At 58.4% G+C, this 5,695-nt stretch carries 5 protein-coding genes and 1 pseudogene; 3 read left to right on the forward strand and 3 right to left on the reverse strand.

Annotated elements, in window-relative coordinates; genetic code table 11:
- Positions 1-339: 339 nt before the first annotated feature.
- The 3 genes from KYK29_RS22300 to KYK29_RS22310 all read right to left on the reverse strand — a co-directional run bounded on the left by KYK29_RS22300 (position 340) and on the right by KYK29_RS22310 (position 2,548).
- The gene (locus KYK29_RS22300; RefSeq protein WP_254693068.1) at positions 340-1,296 is read right to left on the reverse strand and encodes a LysR family transcriptional regulator; all 957 of its coding nucleotides are present in this window, start codon (positions 1,294-1,296) and stop codon (positions 340-342) included.
- 183 nt (positions 1,297-1,479) lie between these two features.
- The gene (locus KYK29_RS22305) at positions 1,480-1,920 is read right to left on the reverse strand and encodes a hypothetical protein (protein WP_254693069.1); all 441 of its coding nucleotides are present in this window, start codon (positions 1,918-1,920) and stop codon (positions 1,480-1,482) included.
- Entirely contained in the window at positions 1,913-2,548 is a 636-nt protein-coding gene (locus KYK29_RS22310) for a TetR/AcrR family transcriptional regulator C-terminal domain-containing protein (RefSeq protein WP_254693070.1), read from the reverse strand. Before KYK29_RS22310 ends, KYK29_RS22305 begins: the two co-directional genes overlap by 8 nt.
- A gap of 249 nt (positions 2,549-2,797) precedes the next feature.
- On the opposite strand from KYK29_RS22310, the pseudogene KYK29_RS22615 reads away from it, so the two are divergent.
- The 3 genes and pseudogenes from KYK29_RS22615 to KYK29_RS22325 all read left to right on the forward strand — a co-directional run.
- Positions 2,798-3,226, forward strand: a pseudogene (locus KYK29_RS22615) (TolC family protein); the annotation flags it as partial.
- Positions 3,227-3,404: 178 nt separating this feature from the next.
- Complete coding sequence (locus KYK29_RS22320) at positions 3,405-4,481, forward strand: efflux RND transporter periplasmic adaptor subunit (RefSeq protein WP_254693071.1); 1,077 nt, start codon at positions 3,405-3,407, stop codon at positions 4,479-4,481.
- Positions 4,481-5,662 carry an efflux RND transporter permease subunit gene (locus KYK29_RS22325; protein WP_254693072.1) on the forward strand — a complete coding sequence of 394 codons (1,182 nt, stop codon included), beginning with the start codon at positions 4,481-4,483 and terminating at the stop codon, positions 5,660-5,662. Before KYK29_RS22320 ends, KYK29_RS22325 begins: the two co-directional genes overlap by 1 nt.
- The last annotated feature ends 33 nt before the right edge of the window (positions 5,663-5,695 follow it).

Raw genomic sequence — 5,695 nt, forward strand, 5'->3', positions numbered from 1 at the left:
GAAGGCCGGCGGATAATAGACCGGCCAGCCCGCCAGCTCGAACCACGGATTGCCAAGCTGGAGCTGGAAGCCGAGGCGGAAGGCGACCCATTGCGTGGCCGCCCAAGTCATCACCAGAACGATGGCGAAAACAACAGCGATCTGACCTCAAAGGATTCGGCCTCCACGCAATGCTGGCTCCAGTCGGCAAAAGAGACGGAGTCGATCAGAGAATAGGCAAAATCAGGAGGGGCAATAGGAAAGAGGATGCCGGAGGGCTGCCGGATACTATCGGCGGCAAATAGGATGGGCTATGACAGCACTCTTCTGCCACTGCGGCGGTGATCAGGTCTGCGAATCTCACCACGGGACTGATCTGCGCATCTCTGTCGCCAAGGTGAGCAGGGTCAGAACCGCAGGATCGCGGTTGGAAGGCATCCAGACGGCCGAGAAGGCGATGGCTTCAGCCTCGTCGCGGATCGGCAGGAAAGCGACATTGGCTGTGCTGGCGGCCGCACCTTCCTCGACGAAGAGCGAAACGCCATGTCCGGCAGCGATCATCGACAATAGCGCGGTGCGACCGACATCGACGCGGAGGATCGTCGGTGTCTGCCATTTCCCTGCTGAGCGCGCCACAATCCGGTCATGAATCTGCGGGCCTGTACCGCCATGGCGAACAAGGAAGGTTTCCTCCGCAAGCTGCCGCCATTCGACGTCGGGATGCGTCGCCAAGGGGTGCGTGGCCGGCAGTGCGACCACCAAGCGGTCGCGCCAGATCACGCGAGAATTGAGGTCGTGGATTTCGTAGGTGCGTGCCATGAATGCGACGTCGAGCCCGCCCTCGCGCACCATGAACTGCGCGTCGCGCGCGGTGCCTTCGGTGATGTGCAGGCGGACATTTGGATACTCGGCGTGAAACCGGTCCAGTAGTCGGTCAAGGAAGCATCCCGCCGTGAGGGCATGAACGCCGATTCGAAGCTCGCCTTCCTCGCCGCGGGCCCGCATCCCGGCAGTCCTGATCGCATGGTTCAGGATGCTGAGGGCATCTCTGACCTGATCGACGAAACTGCCGCCGGCTGCGGTCAGCCGAACGCCGCGCGTGTTGCGGTCGAACAGGGTGATGCCAAGGTCTGCCTCCAGTGCCTTGATCCGGGCGCTGACACTCGACTGGCTAATGCCCAGCGCCTGAGCGGCCCGATGGAAGCTGAGATATTCTGCAACTGCGAGCACTTGCACCAATGACGCCATTGGAATGCGGCCGCAGTGCAAGGAAAGTAGTTCATTCTTCTTTATATGCTGCGGCGACCGTCTGCGCATGACTCGGTCACCTGCCTAGAAATCAAGGCGTCTTGTGGCGGCAAACGTAAACCCTGACTGGCCCCTCAACGCCATCAATCCAACTGCTAAGGTTTGGATGAATGGCATTATTAAAATGCGCCTATCAAAGATGGTGCTTTTCCTTCACCCGGCCACGCGGTCAGTTCTCGCAGGCGCATCGGTTCAATCCGTCTCCTTATGTGGCGCTTCACCGCCCTCGCTGGCCAAAAGGCTTCTGCCAATTGTCTCAGCTTCATGATGATCGGCGACAACAGTCGTAGGGACACCGAAAACAGGACCGAGGACTAAAGCGCGCGCATGTAATATTGCCCGCTTCATCGCGTCCGGCTCGATGCCAACGATCCCTCGGCAAACCCTTCTGAAAGCTTGCCGGTTTCTCTTGAACCAGAGCACGATGTGCTTTCGATCTCGAATGGACTCGTGTTCGTGATCGCCCTCTTCAAGACACAGCACAAACGGCGCGCCTGAATCCAGAAGACGCTGCTGCTCCTCGCACCATCGTGCCGCAAATCCTGGCTCCATCCGATCGGAACTGAGTTGGACGATCGGAAAATGTGAAACATCGTGAAGTGAGAAGAAATCTACCGGAAGAGGACTATTCATGCTGTGAATTCCCATCTAGTCGCAAACCACCGATCAGGTGCTTGATGCCAAAGGTGAAACGAATATCCGGGTCGGAGCTGAGCACTGCCTCGGCAGCCGCGAAGGCATTGGGAAATTGAGCCTGATACATCTTCTGAAGAGCCTTCTTCTTTGCATCGAAGGCAGCTGTATCCAAGGCAGCCATTCCCTGTTCTTCGATGACGAATCCGAGGATGTAATAGAGAATGCTGAAGGCGCTCCAATGTGCTGGACCAGGATCGAGTCCGCCGTCGCGTAGGGCGCAAATCAGGCTTTCGCCGACACGCAAGACATTCTCCGTGGGCACAAAGGTGCCTGAGAACACTTGGGCGCCGTCACGTCGGGACAGCAAGGCGGAACGTATTTCTCGGGCAACCTGAAGAATACGTTCATCACAAGAGGCAGAAGGACTAACCTCCCGTGCTACGCCCTCCATGAGAGCGTCGGACATGCTGTCCATTAGGGCCTGTTTACTTGGAAAGTGCCAGTAAAGAGATGGCGCTTGAATCTGAAGCCGTTGCGCCAGTCCACGCATCGTTAGCCCTTCAATTCCCGCCGCATCCAAGAGATTGAGCGCTTCCGCAACAATCTCCGAGCGCTGTATCGCCATGACAATCTCCCTATCACTTCTTGACAGACTAACGTCGTTAGATTAGGGGGTCAACTAACATTGTTAGGGAGATCAAATGTTTCACTCTGGAAGTTCCGGTCTGGTGCTGGTTTGCGGCTTGAGCACCGCATGTGTGTCGCTGCCTCAGCCAGTCGGCGCGCCGGTGACAGCTCCATCGGGAAGCAATTGGTGGAGCGCCTATGCTCGCCCAGTCCATAGATTCTCAAACCTCCTCGTCTGGATTATCTTGTGCTGACGCCACCACGGACAGGTGCTGGGAAGTCAGGTGATCTGCGCTCTGATGTCGTAGCGCCTGCCGTTCGAATCGAGGCAGCGAAGGCCCGCGTCAATCAGGCCCGCGCGGCTTTCTATCCGAGCTTGAACCTGATGGCGTTTGTCGGATTCCTTCGCCTAGATGGACAAGGATTTCGGGCCGGAGGTGGAGAAGCCGCCGTCGACGCCCCGGTCTTCGACGCTGGTCAGCGACACGCAGTTCTTTCCATTAGGCGCGCCGAACTCGCAGCGGTGGAGGCTGCCTATCGCGGCATTTTGCGTGAAGCTCAAGGCGACGTTGCTCACGCCCTGAACGACCTCAACGCATCGTTGGCTGCGGGCGAGCACCAAGCCGGTGTCATGATCGCCAAAGCGAGAACGCGTGATTGCGCGGCTGAACGTCGCCGCGTTGGGGAAATCAATGAGCTCGAGGCGCTGGAGAGCAGGCGGCCTGGCTCGAAAGCCACATCGGCATGTTCGACGTCCGAGCCGATGCGCTCCTCGCTCATGCCGCTCTGTCTGCGGCCACCGCCACTATGGGAGGGTCAGGAACGAGCTTTCCAATCATTCCGTGAGAGACGCCATGTTTTATCAACCCACAGATTCACGCCATATGACTCGACCAGCTTTGGGCATCATTGTCACTATCACCGTTGCTATGCTGACGCTCCAAGCATGCGAAGAGCCAGCCGCCAAATCTCCCGAGCAGTCGGCTTTGAGTGTCGCACTGGCTCCAGCTCGGCCTGTCGAAGGCATGACGGCGCGGCGTCTCGTCGCCGGAACGTTCGAGCCTGCCGAACTCGTTTATGTGAAGAGTGAGTTGAACGGATACGTAATCAGCGAACTTTTCGTCGAGGAAGGCCAAATCGTACAGCGGGGGCAATTGATTGCGCGTCTGTCCTCGGACCGGCTGCGTGCCGAACAGGAAGGAGTGGCTGCCCAAGTTCGCCAGACACAGCAGGCTTTGTCGAGAGCAGAGACCCTTTTTGCCCGCAATGCGGGCTCTGAAAAAGAACGCGACGATGCTTCCGCCGCCTATAGGCAAGCCATATCGCGTCAACGTGCCTTGGCGATCGACCTAGAACGGACTGAAATCCGCGCCCCGGTAGACGGGCGAGTGACGAAGCGTCGCGCGGAGAAAGGAGACATCACAGCGAATTCAGCACTATTTGAAATCGCTGCTGGAGACACACTGGAGTTGGTGCTTGATTTGAGCGAAGCTGTGTGGCTCCAAAGTGCCGTCGGTCAGGCCGTCGAAATTACCTCGTCAGACGGTTCCAGCATTTCCGGTAGCATTGTCCGTCTTTCTGGGGCGGCAGATCCGCGTTCAAGGTTGCATCGCGCATGGGTTGCCTTCCCCATTGGTAACCACCGTTTTGTCGCCGGCCAGCCAGCCGAGGCGCGTGTCGTCCTACCTCCGGCTTCCGGTGTTTTGGTTCCTCAAACGGCCCTACAATATGACGCGCAAGGCACTTTCGTCTTCGTGATGGAGCAAGGACGAGCCCGACTCCGGCGAGTCGGAGTCGGGCCGATGACTGCTGACTGGGCACTGATTGAGACAGGTCTTCGTCCGGGTATGCAGGTCGTGGCGCGTGCGGGATCACTGCTCAGGAACGGCGACCCAATCCGCTCCGCCTCGTCTCAGAACGGAGCAAAGTGATGTTCAATATTTCTGCGTGGGCGATCCGCCATCCGGTCCCGTCCATCGTGCTGTTCGTCGTTTTGATGCTGCTAGGCTGGTCAGCCTTTCACAGCTTGCCGGTCGCGCGGGCGCCGAATATCGATATGCCGCTGGTCACGGTGACGGTCGAACGGCCGGGAGCTGCACCGGAAGAGCTGGAAGCCGAGATCACACGACCGGTCGAAAACGCCGTAGCAGGGATCACGGGTATCAAGCATATCCGGTCATCCATCGGAGATGGGGTTTCGAACACCACCGTCGAATTCGAGTTGGAGGTCAACAGCGATGCCGCGCTCTTCGATGTTAAGAACCGCGTCGATGCTCTTGGTAATGTGTTGCCCGCAGACATAGACCCCCCTGTCGTTTCGAAGGTAGATGTTGAAGGGCAGAGCCTCGCCGTCTGGAGCGTATCATCGCCCGATCGATCCCTCGCCGATCTTTCCAACCTTGTCGACGATCGTGTGGCCCAGCGCCTGCGTGGCATTGCCGGTGTTGGCAATGTCGAGCGTATCGGTGGCGCACCTCGCGAGATTCAGATCGCATTCAAGACGCGCGAGATGCTTTCGTTGGGTTTGACGGTCGGCGACATCAACACTTACTTACGAACTGCATTGAGCGATCTTGCCGCGGGAAGCTGGGAAGCTGGTGACGGTCGTCAACCCATTCGTGTACTTGCCCGAGCCCGTTCCGTCGAAGACATCCGAAACACGCCGTTCCCTGCCGATGGGCGTAACCTGCGTCTCAGTGATATTGCCGACATAACCGACGCCAACGCGGAGCCTGCCGAATTTGCACGTCTCAACGGTGCCCAGACGGTGGTGGCGTTCTCAATCTATCGCGCGCGAGGCGCTGATGAGGTATCGGTTGCCCACGCCGCCGCGAGCGCACTCGCGGAAATGCAGCACCAGACCCCAGACGTTACCTTCACCCGCATAGACGAAACGACCACTGCCACCGAAGATACCTTTGATGCAGCCATGAGCACGCTCATCGAAGGGGCATTGCTCGCGGTCATAGTGGTCTTTATTTTCTTGCGAGATTGGCGTGCCACCCTTGTCGCCGCTATCGCCTTGCCTCTCGCGATCGTGCCAACGTTCTGGGTGCTCGCGCTAGTAGGCTTTTTGAACCGCCCCGGCTTTACCGGAGACCGTTTGGCTTAAGTTATGCGGCCATGGCTGGTGCGTCCAGCATGG

Origin of the sequence: Shinella daejeonensis (assembly GCF_024281235.1) — a bacterium.
Taxonomy (GTDB): domain Bacteria; phylum Pseudomonadota; class Alphaproteobacteria; order Rhizobiales; family Rhizobiaceae; genus Shinella; species Shinella daejeonensis.